The sequence below is a fragment of the Variovorax raffinosi genome, assembly GCF_051216615.1.
Lineage (GTDB): Bacteria > Pseudomonadota > Gammaproteobacteria > Burkholderiales > Burkholderiaceae_C > Variovorax.
The window spans coordinates 282,908-305,318 of the sequence record NZ_JBPJZR010000001.1 but is presented as its reverse complement, the minus strand read 5'-3'; the positions used below and the strand labels follow the sequence as shown (position 1 = coordinate 305,318).

At 67.0% G+C, this 22,411-nt stretch carries 20 protein-coding genes; 4 read left to right on the top strand and 16 right to left on the bottom strand.

All coding sequences use genetic code 11. The features are described from left to right. Positions 1–10 precede the first annotated feature (10 nt). Genes ACSFB7_RS01395 through ACSFB7_RS01375 form a run of 5 tightly spaced genes read right to left on the bottom strand, consistent with a single transcriptional unit; the run spans position 11 to position 5,234 of the window. Positions 11–2,164 carry a TonB-dependent siderophore receptor gene (locus ACSFB7_RS01395; RefSeq protein WP_435466360.1) on the bottom strand — a complete coding sequence of 718 codons (2,154 nt, stop codon included), beginning with the start codon at positions 2,162–2,164 and terminating at the stop codon, positions 11–13. 5 nt (positions 2,165–2,169) lie between these two features. Beyond that, a complete protein-coding gene (thiE, locus tag ACSFB7_RS01390) occupies positions 2,170–3,105 on the bottom strand; it encodes a thiamine phosphate synthase (protein ID WP_435466358.1) in 936 nt (311 codons plus the stop codon). Then, positions 3,102–3,917 carry a thiazole synthase gene (locus tag ACSFB7_RS01385; RefSeq protein ID WP_435466356.1) on the bottom strand — a complete coding sequence of 272 codons (816 nt, stop codon included), beginning with the start codon at positions 3,915–3,917 and terminating at the stop codon, positions 3,102–3,104. The genes thiE and ACSFB7_RS01385 overlap by 4 nt, the downstream gene beginning before the upstream one ends. A gap of 22 nt (positions 3,918–3,939) precedes the next feature. After that, positions 3,940–4,143 carry a sulfur carrier protein ThiS gene (gene thiS, locus ACSFB7_RS01380; protein WP_187109749.1) on the bottom strand — a complete coding sequence of 68 codons (204 nt, stop codon included), beginning with the start codon at positions 4,141–4,143 and terminating at the stop codon, positions 3,940–3,942. Then, complete coding sequence (locus tag ACSFB7_RS01375; protein WP_435466354.1) at positions 4,140–5,234, bottom strand: FAD-dependent oxidoreductase; 1,095 nt, start codon at positions 5,232–5,234, stop codon at positions 4,140–4,142. Before ACSFB7_RS01375 ends, thiS begins: the two co-directional genes overlap by 4 nt. Positions 5,235–5,374: 140 nt before the next feature. Between ACSFB7_RS01375 and thiD the strand changes: the two genes are divergently transcribed. Next, positions 5,375–6,223, top strand: a complete 849-nt coding sequence (thiD, locus tag ACSFB7_RS01370) for a bifunctional hydroxymethylpyrimidine kinase/phosphomethylpyrimidine kinase (protein ID WP_435466352.1) — start codon at positions 5,375–5,377, stop codon at positions 6,221–6,223. On the opposite strand, the gene ACSFB7_RS01365 is transcribed toward thiD, so the two are convergent. Beyond that, on the bottom strand, positions 6,168–7,505 hold the full coding sequence (locus ACSFB7_RS01365) for a purine-cytosine permease family protein (protein WP_435466350.1): 1,338 nt from the start codon (positions 7,503–7,505) through the stop codon (positions 6,168–6,170). The genes thiD and ACSFB7_RS01365 overlap by 56 nt on opposite strands. 357 nt (positions 7,506–7,862) lie before the next feature. On the opposite strand from ACSFB7_RS01365, the gene ACSFB7_RS01360 reads away from it, so the two are divergent. After that, entirely contained in the window at positions 7,863–9,773 is a 1,911-nt protein-coding gene (locus tag ACSFB7_RS01360) for an adenylate/guanylate cyclase domain-containing protein (RefSeq protein ID WP_435466348.1), read from the top strand. Here the strand turns inward: ACSFB7_RS01360 and ACSFB7_RS01355 are convergent. Continuing rightward, a complete protein-coding gene (locus tag ACSFB7_RS01355; protein ID WP_435466346.1) occupies positions 9,760–10,497 on the bottom strand; it encodes a TetR/AcrR family transcriptional regulator in 738 nt (245 codons plus the stop codon). The genes ACSFB7_RS01360 and ACSFB7_RS01355 overlap by 14 nt on opposite strands. Before the next feature lie 115 nt (positions 10,498–10,612). Here ACSFB7_RS01355 and ACSFB7_RS01350 point away from each other — a divergent pair, with 115 nt between their 5' ends. Continuing rightward, a complete protein-coding gene (locus ACSFB7_RS01350) occupies positions 10,613–11,923 on the top strand; it encodes an aspartate aminotransferase family protein (protein ID WP_435466344.1) in 1,311 nt (436 codons plus the stop codon). Here the strand turns inward: ACSFB7_RS01350 and ACSFB7_RS01345 are convergent. Genes ACSFB7_RS01345 through ACSFB7_RS01315 form a run of 7 tightly spaced genes read right to left on the bottom strand, consistent with a single transcriptional unit; the run spans position 11,920 to position 18,464 of the window. After that, entirely contained in the window at positions 11,920–12,990 is a 1,071-nt protein-coding gene (locus ACSFB7_RS01345) for an NAD(P)/FAD-dependent oxidoreductase (RefSeq protein ID WP_435466342.1), read from the bottom strand. The genes ACSFB7_RS01350 and ACSFB7_RS01345 overlap by 4 nt on opposite strands. Then, complete coding sequence (fdxA, locus tag ACSFB7_RS01340; RefSeq protein WP_093240594.1) at positions 12,948–13,277, bottom strand: ferredoxin FdxA; 330 nt, start codon at positions 13,275–13,277, stop codon at positions 12,948–12,950. The genes ACSFB7_RS01345 and fdxA overlap by 43 nt, the downstream gene beginning before the upstream one ends. Positions 13,278–13,317: 40 nt before the next feature. Then, positions 13,318–14,655, bottom strand: coding sequence for a sulfate adenylyltransferase subunit 1 (locus ACSFB7_RS01335; RefSeq protein ID WP_435466340.1), 1,338 nt, complete (start codon positions 14,653–14,655; stop codon positions 13,318–13,320). Next, positions 14,655–15,608 (bottom strand): sulfate adenylyltransferase subunit CysD, encoded by a 954-nt coding sequence (gene cysD, locus ACSFB7_RS01330; protein ID WP_435466338.1) that lies wholly within the window; start codon positions 15,606–15,608, stop codon positions 14,655–14,657. Before cysD ends, ACSFB7_RS01335 begins: the two co-directional genes overlap by 1 nt. A 43-nt stretch (positions 15,609–15,651) precedes the next feature. Beyond that, positions 15,652–16,272, bottom strand: coding sequence for a phosphoadenosine phosphosulfate reductase domain-containing protein (locus ACSFB7_RS01325; protein WP_435466336.1), 621 nt, complete (start codon positions 16,270–16,272; stop codon positions 15,652–15,654). Positions 16,273–16,293: 21 nt separating this feature from the next. Next, the gene (locus ACSFB7_RS01320; RefSeq protein ID WP_435466334.1) at positions 16,294–16,689 is read right to left on the bottom strand and encodes a DUF934 domain-containing protein; all 396 of its coding nucleotides are present in this window, start codon (positions 16,687–16,689) and stop codon (positions 16,294–16,296) included. Beyond that, positions 16,686–18,464, bottom strand: coding sequence for a nitrite/sulfite reductase (locus ACSFB7_RS01315; RefSeq protein ID WP_435466332.1), 1,779 nt, complete (start codon positions 18,462–18,464; stop codon positions 16,686–16,688). The genes ACSFB7_RS01320 and ACSFB7_RS01315 overlap by 4 nt, the downstream gene beginning before the upstream one ends. Before the next feature lie 409 nt (positions 18,465–18,873). Here ACSFB7_RS01315 and ACSFB7_RS01310 point away from each other — a divergent pair, with 409 nt between their 5' ends. Beyond that, positions 18,874–20,472, top strand: a complete 1,599-nt coding sequence (locus ACSFB7_RS01310; protein WP_435466330.1) for a methyl-accepting chemotaxis protein — start codon at positions 18,874–18,876, stop codon at positions 20,470–20,472. A gap of 15 nt (positions 20,473–20,487) precedes the next feature. On the opposite strand, the gene ACSFB7_RS01305 is transcribed toward ACSFB7_RS01310, so the two are convergent. Together ACSFB7_RS01305 and ACSFB7_RS01300 are read right to left on the bottom strand one after the other, a co-directional pair. After that, the gene (locus tag ACSFB7_RS01305) at positions 20,488–21,306 is read right to left on the bottom strand and encodes a M55 family metallopeptidase (protein WP_435466328.1); all 819 of its coding nucleotides are present in this window, start codon (positions 21,304–21,306) and stop codon (positions 20,488–20,490) included. Between the two features lie 16 nt (positions 21,307–21,322). Beyond that, entirely contained in the window at positions 21,323–22,411 is a 1,089-nt protein-coding gene (locus ACSFB7_RS01300; protein ID WP_435466326.1) for a P1 family peptidase, read from the bottom strand.

Sequence of the window (22,411 nt, the reverse complement as noted above, 5' to 3'; positions counted from 1 at the left end):
TGCGTTGTGTTCAAAGCGCAATGCTCAACCCGAGACGCAAAGTGCGCGGCGCACCCGGGAACAGATAGACGTGGCTGAACTGATAGGGCGACTCCTTCCAGTAGCGCCGATCGAACAGGTTGTCGACCGCCAGCGTCCAGGTCGCATTGGCACCGCGCATCTTCGTGTCGTAGCGCAGCACGGCATCGACACGCGTCCATGAAGGCAGCGTGACAGAGCCATCGGGCAGCACGTTGCGGCGGCCTTCATACGAAAGCTGCCCCGCCAGTTCAAGGCCCGGCACCGATGCGAAGCGGTAGGCGGTCTGTGCGCGCAACACCTGCTTGGGCACGTTGGTGGGCGACTGGCCGTTGAGCGCCGGATTGGCCACGCTGTCGCGTCGCTTCGCATCGATCAGCGTGACGCTGCCGCCGACACGCCAGGGCCCCTGGTTCCACTGCGCGCCGGCTTCGAGGCCGCGATGCACCGCGCGGCCATCGTTGCGCACTTCGCAAAGACCGCTGCACAGGTCGAGGTTGGTCATCGGCCGCGAGATGTCGAACCACGCGAGTTGCCAGTTGAAGGCATCGTTGCCACCCTTCAGGCCCAGTTCCCATTGGCGCGAGCGCAGCGCGGGCAGCGCCTGGCCGGCATTGCTGTACTGCGAACTCTTGTTCGGCACGACCTGCGATTCGACACCCCGGCCCCAGCTTGCATAAGCGAGCAACCCCGGCTGGATAGCGAAACTTGCGGCGAGCCACGGCGTGGTCACGCCCTGCTTGTAGCCGGTCGGGTTCGAGCCGTCGTTGCCGATGCTGCTGCGATCCAGCCGCGTGTGGCGCGCACCGAGCCAGGTGGTGAAGCGGTCGTTCCAGCGGATCGCATCCTGCACCGAGAGCTCGGTCGAGCGCTCATCGCGGTTGGTCTGCGGCGTGGTGGCGTCGGGGTTCGGCGGCACCATGGCCGTGGCCCAGATGTTGCCGGTGCCCGCGTAGTTGTAGGCCTGGTTCTGGAAGCGGTTGCGCACGCGGCTTTGCAGCAGGCCGAAGCCCAGCTCGTGCCGCACGCTGCCGGTCATCACGTTGCCCTTGAGGTTGAGACTGCCCGCGGTCAGCGTGCGGCGCTCGTTCTCGCTGCGGAAGTCGTAGACGTCGAAGGTGCCGTCGGAGCAATAGCGGTCGTAGTTGCCTTCGGCGGTGCAACCGAAGGCATAGGCCAGCCGGTCGTCGCTCTTCAGGCGCTGCTGGCCGATCTGCGCGCTCCAGCGCCAGTCGGTGTTGATCGCCTGGCTGAAACGCACCGTGCCCGTCACTGCCTTGAACACCGAGGGCTGCGACCACGGCTGGTTGTTGAGGTTGATGCGCGGATCGACCGGCGCGGGCAGCACACTGCCCAGCAGGCTGTAGCCGTTCTGGCTCGGCTGCGTCTTGCGGCTTTGCTCGATCTCGAACTCCAGCACCGAGTCGCGCGTGATGCGCCAGTCGGCCGCGAGCGAGAACAGGTTGCGGTTGCCGTCGAGGTCGTGTGTCAGTGGCTTGAGGTTCTCGCTCGCCACGTTGAGCCGGTAGCCGAACTGGCGGTTTTCGCCGAAGCGCCCGCCAAGGTCGATGGCGCCCAGCACGCTGCCGCGGCTGGTGGTTTCGATGCGCACCACGCGCAGGTCCTGCTCGGTCGGCCGCTTGACGACGTAGTTGACCAGCCCGCCCGGCGCGCTGGTGCCGGCCTGGATGCCGCTGGTGCCGCGCAGGATTTCGACGCGTTCCTTGTTGTCCAGCGGGATCGATGTCTCCGCGCTGATCGGCAGACCTTCGCGCCGGTAGTTGAAGCGGTTGTCGAGCACGAAGCCGCGCACCGTCAGGTAGTCCCAATAACCGGCGGAGTTGTAGGCGTCGGTGACCGATGCGTCGAACTGCGTGAGGTCAGCCAGCCGGCGTGCACCGCTGGCGCGCAGTTGCTTGCTGTCGATCACCGTGGCCGAGATCGGCAGCTCGCGCAGCGGCACGTCGCCGAAGCCGCTGATGTCCGCTTGCGGCGCGGCCGCGCCTTCATTGACGGTGACTTCGGGCAGCGACGCCTGCTGCGCATGTGCGCTGCAAACGGTCGCAAGAAACACAACGGCGATCGCACGTGAAACGGGAGAGAGCGGCTGGATGGATGAAAGGGAAGGGAGGAGTCGTTGGTTCATTCTGTTCAGTTGCCTGCGGCGGCGCCCAGGGCGGCCATCCATTGCGCGGCCGTGGCCTCGGGGTCTTCGGCCGCGACCAGCGCGCGCACCACGGCGACCGAGCCGACGCCGGTGGCCAGCACTTCGGGCAGTCGCACGGCGTCGATGCCGCCGATGCCGACCTGCGGGTAGCCGCGCAGCAGGCGCGCATAGGCCGCGAGCCGGGCCACGCCCTGCGGTGCTGTTGCCATTCTTTTGAGCGTCGTCGGGTACACCGCACCCATCGCGATGTAGCTCGGGCTCACGGCATCGGCGCGAACCATCTCGGCGTAGCCATGGGTGCTGACACCCAGGCGCAGGCCGGAAGCGCGCAACTGCTGCAGCTTTTCAGGCGAGAGCGCATCGAGGTCCTCCTGCCCGAGGTGAATGCCATAGGCGCCTGCAGCGATGGCCACTTGCCAGTGGTCGTTGATGAAGAGCAGGGCGCTGGTGCCTTGCACGGCCTCGACGGCCGCGCGCACTTCGCGTTCGATGGCGGCCGCGTCGTCGGACTTGAAGCGCAACTGCACGGTCGGCACACCGGCGCGCGCCATGCGGCCCACCCATGCTGCATCGGGCAACACGGCGTAGAGGCCGAGCCGTTCGGGGCAGGGCGGAAAGGCATCGTCGCGTGCAGCGGGCGGAAACGGCCGCAGGCCGAAGTCGGCCAGGCTGTCGGGCCACAGCGCCGCATCGAACTGGCCGAGCCGTTCGGTTTGCGCGCGCCAGGCGTGGGCAAGGCATTCGGCATCGATCTCGATGAAGCCAAGGGCCGTGCAGGCCTGCTTGGCGCCGCGATAGACCGCATCGTCTGAATAGAAGGTCGGCGCGCTGACAGGCGCCGAGGTGATGGCACCGAAGCGCAACCCGTGGGCCGCGACGATGGCGTGCGCAATGGCGCGGGCGTCGTGAGTGGTGCTCATGGCGCGTGGTGCCAGAAGGGCGTGCCGAGCACTGGCGTGCTCGGCTGCGCCGCGTCCTGCGCGGCCATGGCGCCGGCGCGATACGCCGTGCGGCCTGCCTGCACGGCATCGGCGAAAGCACCAGCCATGGCCACAGGGTCCTGCGCCAAGGCGACTGCCGTGTTGAGCAGCACGCCGTCGTATCCCCACTCCATCACCTGGCAGGCGTGCGACGGAAGACCGAGGCCCGCATCGACCAGCATCGGCACCTTGAGCCGGTCGCGCAGCACCTGCAGCGCGTAGGGATTGATCGGCCCGCGGCCTGTGCCGATGGGTGCAGCCCAGGGCATCACGGCCTGGCAGCCGACATCGACCAATCGCTGGCACAGCACCAGGTCTTCCGTGCAATAGGGCAGCACCTTGAAGCCGTCGCGGATCAGTTGCGATGCGGCATCGACAAGGTTCAGCGTGTCGGGCTGCAGCGTGTAGTCGTCGCCGATCAATTCGAGCTTGATCCATGGCGTGTCGAACAGCTCGCGCGCCATCTGCGCGGTGGCGACGACTTCCTGCACGCTGTGGCAGCCGGCGGTGTTGGGCAGCACCGGCACGGCCAGGTTGCGCAGCAGTTCCCAGAAACCGTTGCCGAGGTCGCTGTTGCCCGAGCCCTGGTTTGCTGTCTGGCGGCGCAGCGAGGCGGTCAGCATCGCGGGCTTGGCACGCTTCACAGCCGCTTCGAGCAGGTCCGGCGATGGGTAGCGCGCGGTGCCGAGCAGCAGCCGGCTTTGAAAAGTCTCGCCGTAGAGGACCAGGGGATCGTTCGTGTTGTTCGTCATGGGTGTTGTCTCCATCGTTCGTTCAGCCGCCCGTCACAGGGCGAATCACCTCGATGCGGTCGTCGGGTTGCAGCGTGCGCGCCGCGTAGGCCGAGCGCGGCACGAACTCGCGGTTCACGGCCACCGCAAACGGCGGCGTGGCATTCAGTGCGGCCAGCGCATCGGTGAGCGTGGCGCTGTCGGGCAGCGCAAAGGGCTTGTCGTTGATCAGGATGTTCATCGTCATGCGTTGTCGGAGGTCGCCATGCCGAAGCTGCGCGCGAGCGTGGCGTGGCCGTGCGAGAGCAGCTCCATCGTGGCGTCGAGCAGGGCGGGCGCGATCATGAAGCCGTGGCGGTACAGGCCGTTGATCTGCAGCACGCGCGGCTGCGGCTGTTGGATGGCCGGCAGGTTGTCGGGCAGCGTGGGACGGCATTGGGTGGCGATCTCCACGATGCGTGCTTCGGCAAAACCGCTGTGCACGGCGTAGGCAGCGCTCAGCAGTTCGAGCGTGGAGCGCACGCTGGCGGGCGACATGTCGTCCGACTCGATCTCGGTCGCGCCGATCACGAAGAGGTTGCCGGGCTTGGGCGCGATGTAGAGCGGATAGCGCGGATGCACGAGGCGAGTGGGGCGCTTCAGCGTCACTTCGGGCGCATGCACGCGGATCACTTCGCCGCGCACGCCGCGCAGCGCCTGCCACTGGGGCTTGGCGCCCAGGCCGCGGCAGTCGATCACCCAGTCGGGCTGGCCCGGTTGACCCGGTGAGAAGTCCGCCGGTGCGCGCGGCGATTGCCAGTGCAGGCGGACGTTCGGGCTCGCCTGCAAGGTGGCGAGCAGCGACGCAAGCAGGGCGCGGTTGTCGAGCTGGCCTTCGCCTGGCAGGAACAGGCCCTGCGCGAAACGCTGGCCCAGCGAAGGCTCCAGCGTGGCGATGGCTGCCGCGTCGAGCGTCTGCATCGGTGCGAGTTCGGGCACCTGCGCACCGGTCGTGGCGAGCACACGCGCAAGCCGCGAGGCTTCGGCGGCATCTTGCCGGTGCCAGAGCACCAGCGTGCCTTCGCGCTGGAAGAACACTGGTTGCGCCAGCGAGGCCAGCAGTTCGGGCCAGCGCGATAGCGCGTGCTGCCCCATGCGCACGACCGAGACCGGCGCCACGGCCGATTCGGCCAGCGGCGCGAGCATGGCGGCGGCCACGCGCGCCGCCGCGCCTTCGGCATCGGCGCTGCCTGCTTCGTACAGGTCGACCTTGCAGCCGGCCTGTGCCAGCGAGACCGCCAGCAGCCGACCCATGAGGCCCGCGCCGAGGATGGCGACTGATTGAAATGGCAGGTTCATGGTCTTGCTCCTTCCCCCTCTGGGGGAAGGTTGGGATGGGGGCAGGCAGAGCGCCCGATGGAGACGCCGCGTGCCCCCACCCCAGCCCTCCCCCGGAAGGGGCGGGAGCAAGGCAAGGCAGGTCGCCGATAATTTTCGGCATGACCCAAGGACCTACCCAGCGCTACGCACGCGTGCTCTCCATCGCCGGCTCCGACAGCGGCGGTGGCGCCGGCATCCAGGCCGACCTCAAGACCTTCGCGGCCCTCGGCTGCTACGGCATGACGGCCATCACCGCGCTCACCGCGCAGAACACGCTGGGCGTGTCGGGCATTCACGGCGTGCCGCCCGATTTTCTGAAGGCGCAGATCCAGGCGGTGGTCGAGGACATCGGCGTCGATGCCGTCAAGCTCGGCATGCTGCATACGCCCGAGGTGGTGGAAGTCGTGGCCTGGGCCATCGACCGCTATCAATTGAAGAACGTGGTGCTCGATCCGGTCATGGTTGCCACCAGCGGCGACCGTTTGATAGCCGCCGAGACCGTGCAGGTGTTGGTGCGCGAGCTGTTCCCGCGCACGCTGGTCGTCACGCCCAATCTGGACGAGGCGGCCTTGCTGATCGGCCATGCCATCGACGGGGTGGATGCGCTCGATGGCGCCGCCGATGAACTGCTGGCGCTCGGCGCGAAGGCTGTGCTGCTCAAGGGCGGACATCTGCCGGGCGACGACGTGGTCGACGTGCTGCTGCAGTCCGGCGGTGCTCGCAAACGCCTGGCCTCGAAGCGCATCGCCAGCCGCAACCTGCATGGCACCGGCTGCACGCTGTCGTCCGCCATCGCGGCGCATCTGGCACTGGGCTTTGCCTTGCCCGAGGCAGTGGAGAAGGCGCGCACGTACATCCTCGGCGCGATGGCCGCCGGCGCGAACGTGCAGATCGGCGCGGGCCATGGTCCGCTCAACCACGGCTTTGCGCCAGTGCCGACGTACCGCCTGCCCGTGACGGGCGGCTGAGCCACGCAAGCACGAAGGTCGCAGCCAGCGTCGGCAGCGCCGAGCCGAGCTGCGGCGCCCACTTGGCAAGGGCGTGGTACGCCGCGATGCCGGCGATCCAGATCAGCGCTGCGCTGAAGTCGACCTGGCGCGTGCCGGTCGTCACCACCACCGACTGCCCACTGCCCAGGCGTCCGAGGATCACGCCGTACAGCGGCACGAACACCGAACTCAGCAGCAGCAGGAAGGGTTCGAGCGTGTGCATCGGCAGCACCAGCGCCAGCGCAATGCACAGCGTGGCCAGCAGCAGGCCCCAGCGCCGCACGCTCCAGCGCGGCAGCAGGCTGTGGGTGGAGACCGAGCCCGAGTAGACATCGCCGTAGGCGTTGTCGAGTTCGTCGATGAGGATCAGGCCCAGTGCCACCAGCCCGCCCTGCGCGAGCAGCAACGCGGTGACGAGGCTGACGCCCGGCTCGGCCACGCTCACCACCATCACGCCCAACGCGTAGCACCAGATGTTGGCCAGTGCGTAGCCGATCCATGTGCCGCTGAACGCGCCGCCCAGCCCACCCGCGCTGCGCTTGCCGTGCCGCGCATAGTCGGCCACCAGCGGCAGCCATGACACCGGCATCGCGATCACCAGATCGAGCGCGCCGAACATGCCCATGCTGCCGTCGCCCGGCCGCGCCCAGAAGGCGTCCAGCCCCTTGGCCTGCAGCCGCGTCGCGAACTGCCAACTGAGCCACAGCAACGACAGCACCACCAGCGGCAGGCCGAAGCGGCTGACGAAGCGCCGCACCAGCTTGACCATCGAGCCTGCAAGCAGCGCCAGCAGCACCGCGCCCCACAGCAGCGTGGTCAGCACGCCGCCCCAGAAGGAGCCGAGCGACGGGCCGAAAGCCAGTTGGCCGATGGCCTGCGTGCCCTCGCGCATGATCACCAGCTCGAAGGTGGTCCAGCCCACCAGTTGCACGATGTTGAGCAGCACCGGCAACCGCGCGAAGGCGCTGCCGTAGGTGGCATGCATCAGGCCCGCGCTGGCCAGGCCGCTTTCGCAGCCCAGGCGCGCAGTCCAGGCCAGCAGGCCGGCGCCGAGACACGAGCCCAGCACGATCGCGATGGCCGCGTCGCGCGTGCCCACCGCCGGCACCAGGTAGGCGCCGATCTGCATGACCAGCAGCCCGACGCCCAGGCTGAACCACAGCGAGGCGTGGTCGTGCCAGCCGAAGACGCGCTTGGACGCAGGCAGCGGCGTGAGCGCCTCGTTGGCGCGGGAAGATTCGTTGTTGTTGTCGTGTGCCATCCGTTTGCTCCAGTGCAAAAGGTTTGGCAGGTGGGCGAGGCTCCAGCGGCTCGGCCGTCGCGCGAGACAACGCGACAGGCCGCCGGACCAGCTTCCCTGCGCGAGGATTACCTCAGTCAGGTTCAAAGGGACTCTCTCAGTCAGCCCCGGAACGGATTCCGGCTCGACACCCCTAGCAATGCACCGCAGCGAACTGCGGCGCGGGGCGGATTTTATCCCTTGCCGGAAAGTGCGCCGCCGCGCGCGCCATGGCCATACTGCGGACGGGAGAAAATCAAGGCCAATAACAAGGGAAGCGCGCGTTTCAATGCGTGGGAGGAACACCGTATGGCAGGTGATGATTTCAGGCGCTCGGACATGGCAGGGCCTTCGCCGGCCGGCCCCGACACTTCGCGAACGCGCATGCGGCGCTTCAGGGTCGATGTCGGCACCATCATCTGCGCCGTCGCGCTGGTGCAATCGCTGCTGCTGGTGGCTTTCGGCTACTGGGGGGCGGAGCAGTTGGTGTCCAAGGTCGGCGAGTCGGCGCACAAGGTCAACCACGACCGGGTCGAAGACAACGTGCTGGCCTTCCTCGCCAAGACCGAAGCGCTGGTGCGCGCCATCGCCCACACGCCCAGCCTGCATCCGGCGGGCCATGACGGCGACCAGACCGCCGAACTGCTCTGGACCGCGCTGGAGCAGACGCCCGAGATCGACAGCATCGGCGTGACCAGCGACGACGGCCACCAGATGATGGCGCTGCGCCAGCCCGTGCCGGCGGTGCGGCAGGTCCTGCGCGACCCGACGTTCAGCACGGAGACGTGGGAATACAAGCAGCCACCCGATTCAGACGGCGACAGCGACCCGAGGCAGCGCTATGCAACGACCCGCATCGAGGCCTTTCGCAGCGACGACGACCCGACGCAAGACGAGGAGTACCTGCAGGCCGAGAAGGCGCAGCACGCGGTATGGACCGCGCCTTTCATGCTGCCCGCGGAAAAAGAACTCGGCATCAGCCACGCGCGGCCGAGCCTCCGCCGCAACGACGAAGGCGCGCCCCAGACGCTGGTGGTGGCCGCCGACGTGTCGCTGGGGCATCTCTCCAGCCTGGTGCGGCTGTTCGGCGGCACCGGCCATGGCCACAGCGCGTTGCTGAGTGCCGACCACCACGTGATCGCGCGCGGCGACCAGCCCCATGCGGTCCGCGTGCTGGAAGACCCCGAGGGTGGCGTGCTCGGCGCGCTGCACGCGCACATGCTGGCCAACGGCAGCCGGGGCTGGACCGAAGACACGGCCTTCACCCTCGACCACGACGGGGAGCGCTACCGGGTGCAGACATCGATCATTGCGGCGACGGGCTGGCGGCTCGTCAGTTGGGAACCCGAAGACGCACTGCTGGGCGGCCTGCATCGCAACGTGCTCTGGTCGCTGCTCCTGACGCTGAGCTTCCTGGCCATGGCGCTCTTCATTTCGCTGCGCCTGTCGAAGCTGGTGACCGCGCCGATCGAGAACCTCTCGCACACCGCCCGTCGCATCGGGCGGCTGGAGTTGGACAACCTCCCGCTCGAGAAGAGCCGGGTGCTCGAAATCCAGCACCTCAACCAGGCGCTGGACGATTCCGCGCGCAGCCTCAAGGCCTTCAGCAAGTTCGTGCCGGTGGACGTGATCAAGCAGCTCATCGCCGAAGGCCACACGCTCGCGCCCAGCGGTTCGCCGCGCCGCATCACCGCGATGTTCACCGACGTGGAAGGCTTCACCAGCATCTCGGAATCGATGCAGGCCGATGTGCTGATGCACCAGTTGACCGAGTACTTCAACCTCGCCACGCGCGTGTTCGCGCGGCATGGCGGCGTGGTCGACAAGTTCATGGGCGACGGCATCATGGTGCTGTGGGGCGCGCCGGCCGACTTGCCGGATGCGGAGTACCAGGCCTGCGTGGCGTCGCTGGAACTGCACGCCGAGATGAACGAACTCAACCAGAAGTGGCGCGGCGAAGGCTTGCATGAGTTCCGCACGCGCATCGGCATCCACACGGGCCTCGCGGTCGCGGGCGTGCTCGGCTCCAGCGATCGCCTGTCGTACACGGCCCTGGGCGATGTGATCAACGTCGCGAGCCGCATCGAAGGCACCAACAAGCAACTGGGCACGCGCACGCTGATTTCGGAGGAAACGTTCGCGGGGCTGCAAGGGCGGCTCGCCACCCGCCGCATCGAGGAACTGGTGGAGCTGCGCGGGCGACAGACGCGGATGGTGCTCTACGAGCTGGTGGAGCCTACGCCGTCCTGACCCTGCTGGCGAAGGCTTCCAGTCCGTCGATGGTGATCTGCACATGCCGCTCGAAGCTGCTGTCCAGCGGCACCGTCGTGCCGTTGTCCCAGCGCACGATGAAGGCCTTGTTGGCCAGCAACGGCAGGTGGCGCGTGAGCACCGGGTGGTCGAGCGGGCGAATCGTGTGGACGCGCTCGCGCAGTTCCTCGGCCCAGGCCTGCGTGTTGTCGCAGGGCAGGGGCGAGAACTCCATCGTCACGAAGCCCAGCATGGCCGCGACCACGCAGTTGTAGGCCTCCAGCAGCGATTCGCCCTCGAAGCCGGCTTCGACCAGCACTGCCAGCACGCCCTCGACCAGCTCGATCGGCAGGCTGCCGTTCGACACCAACTGGGCGCCCAGCAATTGCGCCACGTTCGGGTGACGCCGCACGGTGGCGCGGCAGCGGCGGAACAGTTCGGCGATCCATGCCTGCCATGTCAGCTTGCCTGCTGGCGGTGTGACTTGGGCCATCACCGTGGCTGCCACTTCGGCGAGCAGCGCCTCGCGCGTGCTCACATGCCAGTGCACCGTGGCCGGATAGACGCCCAGCCGCGTCGCGATCTCGCGCATGCTGAATGCGCCGAGGCCGAACTCGTCGATGTATTCCAGCGCCGCTTCGGCGATGCGCTGTTTGGTCAACGCAGCGCCGCCCGCGGGGCGACCGGCGGTCCTGGGCGGGGGCTTGGCAGGTGTTTTTTTCATGGAAGCCGCCATTGTGCAGTCGATCAATTAATCGTATAAATAATATTAATTGAGCATTGATCAATTAAACGCGCCGCAAACGCCCGGGCGCACCACCATCGAGAGGACATCTTCCATGACCGACACCGCGATCGACAAGGCCCTTGAGAAGGCGCACCAGCGCTTCACCGACAGCAACCCGGCGAGCCTGCGCCAGTTCGAGGAACAGGCGCGCTACATGCCCGGCGCCAACAGCCGCTCGGTGCTGTTCTACGCACCGTTTCCGCTGACCATCGCCAGGGGCGAGGGGGCTGCGCTGTGGGACGCAGACGGCCACCGCTATACCGATTTCATCGCCGAGTACACGGCCGGCGTTTACGGCCACTCGGCGCCGGAGATCCGCGATGCGGTCATCGAGGCGATGAAGAGCGGCATCAACCTCACGGGCCACAACCTGCTCGAAGGGAAGCTGGCCCGAACCATCTGTGAGCGCTTTCCGCAGGTCGAGCAGCTGCGTTTCACCAACTCGGGCACCGAGGCGAACCTGATGGCGCTCACTGCCGCGCTGCACTTCACGGGGCGCCGCAAGGTCGTGGTGTTCTCCGGCGGCTATCACGGCGGCGTGCTGGGCTTTGGCGCCAAGCCGTCGCCGACGACGGTGCCTTTCGACTTTCTGGTGCTGCCCTACAACGATGCGCAGGCGGCGCGCGAGCAGATCGATGCGCATGGCCCGGAGATCGCCGCGATCCTGGTCGAGCCGATGCAGGGTGCGAGCGGCTGCATTCCGGGGCGCCTCGACTTCCTGCAGGCATTGCGTGACGGGGCTACGCGGGTCGGCGCATTGCTGGTCTTCGACGAAGTCATGACCTCACGCCTGGCGCCGCATGGGCTGGCCAACAAGCTGGGCATCCGCTCCGACCTGACGACGCTGGGCAAGTACATCGGCGGCGGCATGTCCTTCGGCGCATTCGGCGGGCGCCGCGACGTGATGGCGCTGTTCGACCCGCGCACTGGGCCGCTCGCGCACTCAGGCACCTTCAACAACAACGTGATGACGATGGCGGCTGGCTATGCGGGCCTGACGAAACTGTTCACGCCCGAGGCGGCCGGCGAGTTGGCGGATAGGGGCGACGCCATGCGCGCGCGCCTCAACGCGCTGTGTGCCAAAGAGGGCGTGGTCATGCAGTTCACCGGCGTGGGTTCGCTGATGAACGCGCATTTCGCGAAGGGCGAAGTGTTGCGGTCCGAAGACCTGGCGGTGGTCGACGGGCGCCTGCGGCAACTGCTGTTCTTTCACCTGATCGGCCAGGGCATCTACACCTCGCCACGCGGTTTTGTCGTGCTGTCGTTGCCGGTGACGGATGCGGACATCGACCGTTTCGTCGCGGCCATCGGCAGCTTCATCGGCGAGTACCGGCCGCTGCTGGCGGCAGCGGCAACTGCCTAGCGCGGAACGGTCACGCCCAGCAGTTCGTGCAGGCGGGTGCTGGTGGTCGTGTACTGCAGCGGCACGGCCTTGCCCGGGAACACGATGGCCGTGGCGCCCCAGGCGGCCAGCGTGGCTTCATGGAAGCCGCAGACGATGAGCTTCTTCTTGCCCGGATAGGTGTTGATGTCACCCACCGCGAACACGCCACGCTCGCGCGTTTCGTATTTCTCGGTGTCGACGGGCACCTGCTTGCGCTCGAGTTCCAGGCCCCACTCGGCAATCGGGCCGAGGCGCGGAGAAATGCCGAGACAGGCGACCAGTGCGTCGAGCGGCAGGTCGACGGTGGTGGCGTCGGGCGTGGTGATCTGCAGTTGCTTGCCGTCGAAGGCCGTCGGCTGGCCGACCTTGAAGGCCAGCTTGCCCGCAGCGACCAGCGCACGCATCGATGCGACGGTGGCTTCATCGGCCTGGAAGCCGTCGCGCCGGTGAACCAGCGTGACTTGCCTGGCCGTGCTCGTGAGGGCAATGGCGGTTTCCAGCGCGATGTCGTCGCCACCGTTGACCACCACCGTCTGGCCGGCGAAGCGGTCCAGCGAATCGGGGTGATAGAAAAGCGATGCGCCTTCAAAACGCTCGATGCCTTCGACGGCAATGCGCTTGGGCACGAAAGCCCCGACACCCGCCGCGATGAACACGGTCTTCGCCAGGAAAGACGTGCCGGCCGACGTGGTCATCAGCAGCCGGCCATCGTCCTGGCGGGCCAGCGTGGCGACTTGCTCACCGAAGTGGAACTGCGGCTTGAACGGCGCGACTTGCTGCAACAGCGATTGCGCGAGTTCGCGTCCGCTGGTCACGGGCGTGCCGGGAATGTCGTAGATGGGCTTGTGGCCATACAGCGCCACGCACTGGCCGCCAGCGGCGGGCAGTGCATCGACGATGTGGCAGGAGATCTCAAGCAGGCCGAGTTGAAAGGCCTGGAACAGCCCGACAGGGCCGGCGCCGACGATCAGTGCGTCGGTTTCGACGGGCGCGGTGGGCTGGTTCAGCGCACCAGCTCCCCAACCTTGTCGGTCTTGTCTTTCCACTCTTCGGCATCAGGCAGTGCGGGCTTGCGCTTGGTGATGCTCTTCCAGCCGTCGGCGACGGCCAGCTCGGCGTTGATCTTGATGAAGGCGATCTGGTTGGCCGGGAGGTCTTCCTCGGCGTAGATCGCGTTGACCGGGCATTCGGGGATGCAGACCGCGCAATCGATGCACTCGTCCGGGTCGATCACCAGCATGTTGGGACCTTCGCGGAAGCAGTCCACGGGACAAACGTCCACACAGTCGGTGTATTTGCAACGGATGCAGGCTTCGGAGACGACGTGGGTCATTTGTCTTTTAACGTCAGTGGGTCGGGGAAAACCCGAGATTTTAGGCCTTTGCGGCGGCAGGCTGCACGAGCACGGCAGCAGCGGTCTTGTGGGAGGCCGTATCGACCAGCACAAGGGAGCCCAGCGCACGCGATTGCGTGAAGGGCAGCACGGCCAGCGGCTGCTGCAGCGCGAGCACCACGTCGCCGATGGAATTGGCTTCCAGTTGCGTGGCGGGCTCCGATTCGAGCGTGGTGATGTTCACGCGGTCGACGATGCGCGCCACCTTGGCCTTGACCCAGCGGTGGCCCTGCAGCGCCCAGTACACGCGGCCCGCGACCAGCGGCTCGTCGTCGAGCCAGGCCACGGTGGCGGTGATCTCGCGCACTGGCTCGAAAGCCTCGGGCGCCAGCAGCCAGTCGCCGCGCGACACGTCGACTTCGCGGTCGAGCACGATGCCGGCGCTGTGGCCCGCATGCACCGACTTCGGCTGGCGCGTGTGGCTCAGCACCTGGGCGACGGTGGCGGTCTGATTGCTCGGCAGCACGGTCACGCGCTGGCCGGGTTCCACATGGCCCGAGGCGACGCGGCCCCAGAACACGCGGCGGCCCTGCGAGGTGTCGGCCGAGGAAGAGAATTTTTCGACCCACTGCACCGGGAAGGCGAAGGGCACGGCCTCGTCCTGCGCGGTGACCGGCAGGTCTTCGAGCAGTTCGAGCAGGCTTGGGCCTTCGTAGCCGACCCAGTCGGCATGGCGCGTGGCCACATTCCAGCCCTTGAGCGCGGAGATCGGCACGATGCCCGCGACTTGCACGCCGGCCGCTTCGGCAAAGGCGTTCAGCGCGGTCGAGATGCGCTCGAAGGCCAGGCCCGCGTCGCCAATGGCGTCAAGCTTGTTGACCGCGAACACGATCGACTGCACGCGCAGCAGGTGGGCCAGCAGCGTGTGGCGGCGCGTCTGCGGCAGCAGCTCGCGCTTGACCACGGTGCCGTCTTCCACTTCGGCGGCCCAGGCCAGCTTGGTCGCATCGACCAGCACCACGGCGGCATCGGCGGCCGAGGCGGCGGTGACCATGTTGCGTGTGTACTGCTCATGGCCCGGCGCGTCGCCGATGATGAACTTGCGCTTGGCGGTCGAGAAGTAGCGATACGCCACGTCGATCGTGATGCCCTGTTCGCGCTCGGCCGAGAGGCCGTCGGTCAGCAGGGCCAGGTCGGTTTCACCGCCGCGCTGCACACCGGCGAGCTGGTCCTGCAGCACGGTCTTGCTGTCCACCAGCAGGCGGCCGATGAGCGTGCTCTTGCCGTCGTCGACCGAGCCGCAGGTGATGAAGCGCAGGGCGGTGCCGGTGTCGCCGTGGATGTCGGTGGTGACGGGGATTGCAGTCGTCGCGCTCATCAGAAGTAACCGTCTTTCTTTCGTTTTTCCATCGATGCTTCGGAGGTCATGTCGTCCATCCGGGTGGCGCCGCGTTCGCTGACGTCAACCGACAGCGTCTCCAGCACCACGTCGCCGGCATCGGCCGCAAGGCTCTCGACCGGGCAGGTGGTCGTGATGTCGCCCACGGTGCGAAAGCGAACGTCGCGCACTTGCACGGTTTCGCCGTCGCGCGGCGGGGTCAGCTCGGTCACGGGCACCAGCAGGCCACGGCGTTCGACCACTTCACGCTTGTGCGTGTAGTAGATCGACGGCAGGCCGACGTGTTCGCGCTCGATGTATTGCCACACGTCGAGTTCGGTCCAGTTCGAGATCGGGAACACGCGGAAGTGCTCGCCTGGGGCAAGGCGCGTGTTGAACAGCGTCCACAGCTCGGGGCGCTGGTCCTTGGGCTGCCATTGGCCGAAAGAGTCGCGGTGCGAAAAGATGCGTTCCTTGGCGCGCGCCTTTTCTTCGTCGCGGCGGGCGCCGCCGATCAGCGCGTCGAAGCGGAATTCTTCAATCGCTTCGAGCAGCGTCACCGACTGGTGCGCGTTGCGCGATTCGCCCGGGTGCGCCAGGCGCACGGTGCCGCGCTTCATCGAGTCTTCGACATTGCGCACGATCAGCTCGGCGCCCAGTTCCTTGGCGCGCTGGTCGCGGTAGGCCGTCACTTCGGGGAAGTTGTGGCCCGTGTCGATCATCAGCAACGGGTAGGGAATGCGGCCGACGCCGAAAGCCTTTTCCGCGCACTTCAGCAGCACCAGCGAATCCTTGCCGCCCGAGAACAGCAGGGTGGGGCGCTCGAAGGCGGCCGCCACTTCGCGCAGGATGAAGATGGTTTCTTCCTCCAGCGCATCCAGGTGCGTGTTGGACAGGTGCGCGGGAGAGTGCATGTGCGGCAGCAGCAATTCGGTTTCGGTACGGGCGTTCATCGGGTGGTGTGCTGAATGCGGAAGGTCGGTGAGGCGTTGGCGCTCAATGCGAGAGATGCAAGCCGCACTCGCGGTTGTCTTCGCCCTTGGTCGGGTCCACGTAGTCGAAGTTGTTCGGCAGGCCATGCGCTTCGCAGTATTCGTACAACTCCTTGGACGACCAGTGCAGCAGCGGCGCGACCTTGATCAGCCCGTCGGGGTTGACGCTGACCGGGTCCATCTGCGCGCGCACGGCCGTGTCGGTGGCCCGCAGTGCGGTGAACCAGACCTTCGGTGCCGTCTCGCGCAGCGCGCGGGCAAAGGGCTCCAGCTTCACTTCTTCGGTGAAAGCGGCATGGCGCGGATCGTCGAGCGCCGGCGTCGCACCTTCCACAGCTTCGCGATGCGCGCGCGAGCGGCGCGGCAGGTAGATGTGCAGGTCCAGGCCCAGTTGCTTCGTCACTTCATCGGCAAAGCGGTAGGTGGCTTCGGTGTTGTAGCCGTTGTCCATCCAGACCACGGGAACATCGCGCTTGGCGCGTGTGACCATGTGCAGGATCACCGCCTCGAAAGGGCGGAAGTTGGTGGTGATGATTGCGGGCTGGCCCAGGCCGATGGCCCAGTCCACCAGGCCTTCGGCGTTGCGGCCGAGGTCGGTGTTGATGCGTGCGAGGTCAATGCTCATGTCGAAGATTTCCGTACGGGCTCAGTTGCCGGCCGCGAAGTGCGGCGCGGTCTGCACCGCGTCGCCTTGGTAGAAGGCGGAAAAGCGGTCGAACTGGCGCTGCGCGTCGGAGGCGTCCACACCTTCCTTCAGCACGGCGCTCGAAAAACCGGTGCGCTCCATCTGCACCAACTGGTCGATCAACACGTCACCCGTGGCGCGGATGTCGCCCGTGAAGCCCAGGCGGCGGCGCAGCAAAAAGGCCTGGCTGTAGGCGCGGCCATCAGTGAACTTCGGAAAGTTCAGGTCGATGCGTTCGATGTCGGCAAGGCACACCTCGATGGCGAGCGGATCGGCATCATTGGCCAGTTGCAGCACCTTCGGGTCGCCGTCGTCGATGTGGTCTTCGGCGGCAAGGATGTTCAAAGTCTTGTTCATGCTGCTTCCTCCACCTTGAATCGCGCACCGTTGGCCGCGGCCTTGAACGGGTCCGGCCCCACGCGGCGCAGCGTGTCGATGAAGGTCTCGCCGCCTTCGCGGGTGTCGCGGTAGGTGGTGAGCACGGCCTCGATCACGCCCGGCACTTCGGCCGCCGAGAACGAGGGGCCGACCGCCTTGCCGGCCTGCGGCGTGCCGCTGAGCGCGGAGCCGTCCGAGCCGCCCAGCGTGACCTGGTACCACTCCTTGCCGTCTTTATCGACACCCAGGATGCCGATGTGGCCGCTGTGGTGGTGGCCGCAGGAGTTGATGCAGCCGCTGATGTGCAGGTCGATCTCGCCCAGGTCGTCGAGTTCGTCGAGGTCCTGGTAACGCTCGGTGATGGCTTCGGCAATCGGGATCGAACGCGCATTGGCCAGCGCGCAGAAGTCGCCGCCGGGGCAGGCGATCATGTCGGTCAGCAGGTGCACGTTGGCGCTGGCAAAGCCGGCTTCGCGCGCGGCGAGCCACAGCGCATGCAGGTCTTCGGCATGCACCCAGGGCAACACCACGTTCTGGTCGTGCGTCACGCGGGCTTCGCCGGCCGAGAAACGATCGGCCAGCAGCGCGAGCGTGTCGAGCTGGTCGGCCGACGCATCGCCGGGCGCCTGCTTCAGGCGCTTGAACGACAGCGTGACGGCGCGCAGCGCGGGGTTCTTGTGCGGCGCGACGTTGCGGGCGAGCCAGCGGGCGAACTGCACGTCGTCGGCGGCGTGGGTGCGCAGCTCGGCATCGGTCTTCTCGGCGCTTTGCAGCACGCGGGTGGCCAGCGTCGGCGGCACGAAGGAGGCGGCCACGCGGTCGTACTCTTCCTGCGTGATGGTGTGCGGTGCGCCGTCGTGTTCGAGGATCTGCTTGTACTCGGCGTCCACGTCGTCGATGTAGCGCTGGCCTTCGGCCTTCACCAGGATCTTGATGCGCGCCTTGTAGATGTTGTCGCGGCGGCCATAGCGGTTGTAGACACGGATCACCGCTTCGAGGTAATTCATGATCTGCTGCCAGGGCAGGAACTCGCGCAGCACGGTGCCGATGATCGGCGTGCGGCCCATGCCGCCGCCGACTTGCACGCGGAAGCCGATTTCGCCGGCTTCGTTCTTCACCACGTGCAGGCCCACGTCGTGCCAGCCGGTGGCGGCACGGTCTTCGGTGGCGCCGGTGATGGCGATCTTGAACTTGCGCGGCAGGAACGCGAACTCAGGGTGCAGCGTGCTCCACTGGCGCATGATTTCCGCGAAGGGGCGCGGGTCGGCGATCTCGTCGATGGCAATGCCGGCGCGTTCGTCGCTGGTGATGTTGCGGATGCAATTGCCGCTGGTCTGGATGCCGTGCATGTCGACCGAGGCCAGCAGGTCCATCACGTCGGCTGATTTGGCCAGCGGAATCCAATTGAACTGGACGTTCTGGCGCGTCGAAAAATGGGCGTAGTGGGTGGGCAGCTTCAGGCTGCCGAGCAGGCCCTGCGTCTCGATGGCCTTCTTGTAGACCTCGGCTTCGGGCTCGTCGTATTCGCGGGCGATCTTTGCCAGCACGCGCAACTGGCGGCTCGACAGCTCGCCATAAGGCACGGCCACGCGCAGCATCGGCGCGTAGCGCTGGACATACCAGCCGTTTTGCAGCCGCAGCGGGCGGAACTCGTCCTCGTGCAGGCGGCCCTTTTGCCAGCGCTCGAGCTGGTCTCGGAACTGGGCAGCCCGTTGGTGAACGAATTGGCGATCGAATTCTGTGTATTGGTACATCGTGCGTGTGTCTTGAAGTGCAGTGCGTCCAGCGCCCCAGCAAGAAGCCGAGATTCTGAAAGCGGGCCTTATGGAAACAAACTATTTTTTGGTTCGCGCCTTATCCGGATAAGCATATTCACCAATGCCCATGCGGGTTTCCGGACGGTTGGATGCTTATTCCGGATAAGGCGCGGACGCCGGCGTGGGGCCGGCTGACCCGGGAATTCTAGGAACAGAACGAGGTTTCGGCAGGCAGGTGGGCGGCAGGCTGCAACGCGCTTGGATGGCGCCTGCCTAAAGTTTTCACCCGGGCTGCCGATATCCAGCCATGGAGAGCGGCCACGGGGTCGCTCTTTTCTTTCAGCTTCGACGGCGCCGCGCCTCTTGCGCCCGTCTTTCCGTTTCCCTTGCGTTCTGGAGTTCGATCATGTTCTTGAGCAATGTCTCGATTGGCAAGCGCCTTGCCATCGTGCTGGGCGCCATCCTGGCGCTCTTTCTGGCCACCAGCGTTGCGGCAGTGCTGAAGCTGCAGCAACTGAGCCTGGAGATCGACGCCATGATCCAGGACAACGTGAAGACCGAGCGCGCGGGCTCCGACTGGCTGCGCCACACCACCTCGGGCGTGCAGCGCGCGGCGGCCATCGCCAAGAGCGGCGACACCAGCCTGATCGAGTACTTCGCGCCCGCAACCGCCAAGTCGATCAAGGACACTACCGAGCTGCAGAAATTCATCGAGACCAAGCTGGTCAAGCCCGCCGAGCGCGAGCTGTTCGAGAAGGTCGGCAACCTGCGCAAGGCCTACCTGGCTTCGCGCGAAGAAGTGAGCAAGCTCAAGCAGGTCGGCGACCTGGCTGGCGCCAGCCGTGCATTCGAGGAACAGTTCCAGCCCACGTCGACCAGCTATCTGGCCGGCGTGCAGCAGGTCGTGGACATGCAGCGCGAGCAGCTCGATGCCGCCGCCGCCCGCGCCAACGACCTGCAGGCGCAGACCCGCACGCTGCTGATCGTCTGCTCCGCCGTGAGCCTGGTCCTGGGCGCGCTGCTGGCGTGGCTGCTGGCACGCAGCATCACGCAACCGTTGCGCAGTGCCGAAACCATTGCCGAGGCGATTGCCGACATGGACCTGACGGGCACACCCCAGTCGGGCTACGCCAAGGACGAAACCGGCCGCCTGCTGCGTGCCCTGGACCTGATGCGCTCGGCCTTGCAGGGCTCGCTGATGCAGGTGCATGGCGTGGTGATGAACGTCTCGACCGCCAGCACCCAGATCGCGATGGGCAACCACGATCTGTCGTCGCGCACCGAAGCGCAGGCGAGTTCACTGGAGCAGACCGCCGCATCCATCGAGGAACTCACCTCGACCGTCAAGCAGAACGCCGACAACGCGCGCCAGGCCAACCAGTTGGCTACGTCCGCTTCTGAAGTGGCGGTGAAGGGCGGCAGCGTGGTGTCGCAAGTGGTCGACACCATGGGCTCGATCAATGCGTCGTCGAAGAAGATCGTCGACATCATCGGCGTGATCGACGGCATCGCCTTCCAGACCAACATCCTGGCGCTGAATGCAGCCGTCGAAGCGGCCCGTGCCGGTGACCAGGGGCGCGGCTTCGCGGTGGTCGCCTCCGAGGTGCGAAGCCTTGCGCAGCGCTCGGCCGCAGCGGCCAAGGAGATCAAGACGCTGATTGGCAACTCCGTCGAGAAGGTCGAGGAGGGCAGCAGGCAGGTGGCCGATGCGGGCCGCACCATGGACGAGATCGTCGGCAGCGTGAAGCGCGTGACCGACATCATGGGCGAGATCAGCGCGGCGAGCCAGGAGCAGACCTCGGGCATCGAGCAGATCAACCAGGCCATCACGCAGATGGACCAGGCGACGCAGCAGAACGCTGCATTGGTCGAAGAAGCCTCGGCTGCCGCGCAGTCGCTTCAGGAACAGGCGGGCAGCCTGTCGAAGATCGTCGGCGAGTTCAAACTGGAGCAGGGCGGCCAAGGCGGCCGGAGCGCAGCCCCGGCCCTGGGCTACGCGGGCTGATCGTCGAGCTGCGCTTCAGCGCAGCATCGTCGACATCGCCGAGCAGCAGTTCAGCATGCGCACTGCCGCCTCGACCGTCTCGGCGGTGAAGCGCAAGGTCACGCCGTCGACGCGCTCGAAGTTCGGCCACTGGCAGAACAGGTCGGCCAGCGCGGGCGACTGGCAGCGCAGCCTGACGGTCTGCGGTCCCTTGAAAACCAGCGGCTTGGCATTGGCACGCGCAGCCAGTGCCTCTTCAACCCCCGCGCGAATCGCATGCCGCGACTGCTCGGGCGACAGCGACACGCCGCTGTTGTTTCCCGTGGCGCGCTTGGTCTGCACGAAGGTCGCGTGCGGAAACAGCGGCCGGTTCTCGGCGATGAACACGTCGTCGCCGCTGCCCATCACCACCGGGGCCCCGTACTCGCCGGCCAGCGCGCCATAGACGCCGGCTTCGCCCAGCTCCTGCTCGCCGAACCAGATGCCGGCAAAGGCAAAGCCGTTGATCGTGTGCGCGAGGATGCCGCGCCCCTGTGCGCGCGAGTGGTAGCCCACCATGCAGACCGCGTCCACGCCTTCATCCACGCCCGCCACCATGCTCAGGTAGCGCGGCTTGCCCTGCACCACGCGCGCACGCGCATCGAGCACGTCGGGCGGCATGTTGCGAAAGCCGCCGTGCGAGTCGTTCACCAGCACGTCGGTGGCGCCTGCGTCGAATGCACCGGCAATGGCCGCGTTGGCCTCGTGCGCCATCAGCAGGCGGGCGCGTTCGTATTCCGGATTGCCCTGGCGCGTCTGCTCGGGGTGGTAGACGCCGGCAACGCCTTCGATGTCGGTGGAGATCAGGACTTTCATGGGGCGAAGGGTTTCCTCAGACGAGGGGTGAAAGGGAAGACGCCGGCAGCAACTCGCCGAGCGCGGCGCGGTGGTTGCCGTCGCGGCCCGTGACGGGCGTCGCGCGCCACAGCGCATGAAGAATAGCCTGCTCGGTGCTGTCGGCCGCAGCCTGGAACAGCCCATCGAGCAGCCCGTCGTGCAGCATCGCCACGGCCGGCATCGGCCGCTCGATGCGGTCGGGCACGGTGTAGGCGGTCGAGAAAGCCAGCACGATGTCGCCGCTGCCATGGCCGAAGACCGAGCCCGTGCGGGCCAGCCCTGCGCCCGCGCGAAGCGCGAGCCGGCGCAGTTGGCGCGCATCGAGCGGCGCGTCGGTGGCGACGACGATGATGATCGAGCCCTTCTCGGGTTCGCCCGAAGCCGCGGCGTTGCGCGATGCCTGCAGCGCTGCCAGCCGCTCGCCGACCGCATGGCCCGCCAGCAGCATCTGCGGCTGGCGCCCGTAGTTGGCCAGCACCAGTGCGCCGACCGTGTGCAGGCCGCCGTCGCGCGACGACACCCGCCGCGAGGCGCTGCCGATGCCGCCCTTGAGCTGGAAGCTCGACATGCCGCGCCCCGCGCCGACCGAACCCTGCGCGAAGTCGGCGGCGGCGGTGTCGAAGGCGCGCAGGTAGTCGGCCTCCGTCACCGCCATCCGCTGGATGTCGTTCAGAAAGCCGTCGTTGCACTCGAAGACCAGCGGATTGACCGTGGGCAGCGCCCGTCCGGTCTCGGGGTTGGCGGCAGCGCACTGGCGAATCTGCGCCGTGCCCACGGTGCCGACCGAGAAGGTGTTCGTCAACGCGATCGGCGTTTCGAGCACGCCGAGTTCGGCGAGCTGCACCAGCCCCACGCTCTTGCCGAAACCGTTGAGCACCACCGCTGCCGCCGGCACCTTGTCGCGGAATGCGTCGCCCGCATGCGGCCGGATGACCGTCACGCCGGTCTGCACGTCGCCGTCGTCCAGCGTCTGGTGGCCGACCGTGACGCCCGCGACATCGGTGATGGTGTTGCGTTCGCCCTGGAGCAGGTGGCCGATGAAGGGCAGGGCGGTGGGCAGCGGGGTCTGCGTCGTGGAAGCCAT

Bases quoted from the DNA above. Each gene is read 5' to 3' on its own strand.
- ACSFB7_RS01355 (WP_435466346.1), bottom strand. From the start codon at position 10,497: ATGAAAAAAACACCTGCCAAGCCCCCGCCCAGGACCGCCGGTCGCCCC.
- ACSFB7_RS01320 (WP_435466334.1), bottom strand. From the start codon at position 16,689: ATGAACAAGACTTTGAACATCCTTGCCGCCGAAGACCACATCGACGAC.
- ACSFB7_RS01385 (WP_435466356.1), bottom strand. From the start codon at position 3,917: ATGACGAACAACACGAACGATCCCCTGGTCCTCTACGGCGAGACTTTT.
- ACSFB7_RS01325 (WP_435466336.1), bottom strand. From the start codon at position 16,272: ATGAGCATTGACCTCGCACGCATCAACACCGACCTCGGCCGCAACGCC.
- thiS (WP_187109749.1), bottom strand. From the start codon at position 4,143: ATGACGATGAACATCCTGATCAACGACAAGCCCTTTGCGCTGCCCGAC.
- ACSFB7_RS01315 (WP_435466332.1), bottom strand. From the start codon at position 18,464: ATGTACCAATACACAGAATTCGATCGCCAATTCGTTCACCAACGGGCT.
- ACSFB7_RS01335 (WP_435466340.1), bottom strand. From the start codon at position 14,655: ATGAGCGCGACGACTGCAATCCCCGTCACCACCGACATCCACGGCGAC.
- ACSFB7_RS01360 (WP_435466348.1), top strand. From the start codon at position 7,863: ATGGCAGGGCCTTCGCCGGCCGGCCCCGACACTTCGCGAACGCGCATG.
- fdxA (WP_093240594.1), bottom strand. From the start codon at position 13,277: ATGACCCACGTCGTCTCCGAAGCCTGCATCCGTTGCAAATACACCGAC.
- ACSFB7_RS01305 (WP_435466328.1), bottom strand. From the start codon at position 21,306: ATGAAAGTCCTGATCTCCACCGACATCGAAGGCGTTGCCGGCGTCTAC.
- ACSFB7_RS01395 (WP_435466360.1), bottom strand. From the start codon at position 2,164: ATGAACCAACGACTCCTCCCTTCCCTTTCATCCATCCAGCCGCTCTCT.
- ACSFB7_RS01365 (WP_435466350.1), bottom strand. From the start codon at position 7,505: ATGGCACACGACAACAACAACGAATCTTCCCGCGCCAACGAGGCGCTC.
- ACSFB7_RS01310 (WP_435466330.1), top strand. From the start codon at position 18,874: ATGTTCTTGAGCAATGTCTCGATTGGCAAGCGCCTTGCCATCGTGCTG.
- ACSFB7_RS01300 (WP_435466326.1), bottom strand. From the start codon at position 22,411: ATGGCTTCCACGACGCAGACCCCGCTGCCCACCGCCCTGCCCTTCATC.
- ACSFB7_RS01375 (WP_435466354.1), bottom strand. From the start codon at position 5,234: ATGAACCTGCCATTTCAATCAGTCGCCATCCTCGGCGCGGGCCTCATG.
- ACSFB7_RS01350 (WP_435466344.1), top strand. From the start codon at position 10,613: ATGACCGACACCGCGATCGACAAGGCCCTTGAGAAGGCGCACCAGCGC.
- thiD (WP_435466352.1), top strand. From the start codon at position 5,375: ATGACCCAAGGACCTACCCAGCGCTACGCACGCGTGCTCTCCATCGCC.
- cysD (WP_435466338.1), bottom strand. From the start codon at position 15,608: ATGAACGCCCGTACCGAAACCGAATTGCTGCTGCCGCACATGCACTCT.
- thiE (WP_435466358.1), bottom strand. From the start codon at position 3,105: ATGAGCACCACTCACGACGCCCGCGCCATTGCGCACGCCATCGTCGCG.